Raw genomic sequence first — 298 nt, 5'->3', positions numbered from 1 at the left:
GTGCGACCGTTGTCATGATCATACGGTGACCTTGGTCGGGGTTCAACTTCTTGACAGCGGCTCGCACCGGATCACGCTGTTCCGGGAACATGTCGTCAACGATAAATACCCAATCCGCTTGCTCAAACAGCGTGAGCGGAGCGGGCTCGATACTCGGCACGCAGTGTTCAGCAAATTGTTCGGGCGTGCAGTACAGCATGTAGCGCTGCGTCGGGCGCTTTTGCGCCGTGCGCCACAGCTGATATTGCCGCCACGCGTACTTCCACTGGCGATGCACTCGACGCGGGGCCACGATGCA

The 298-nt window shown here is 59.4% G+C and carries 1 protein-coding gene; it reads right to left on the bottom strand.

Features of this window, described 5'->3' with window-relative positions:
* The coding region (locus tag AC1RPX_RS07920; protein ID WP_481763351.1) for a hypothetical protein at positions 1-298 on the bottom strand (298 nt) is incomplete at both ends.

It is taken from the genome of Dellaglioa sp. CoH-56-MRSF-14 (assembly GCF_056782115.1).
Note: the sequence above shows the minus strand (reverse complement) of the source record. Positions and strands in the feature narration are given on the sequence as shown.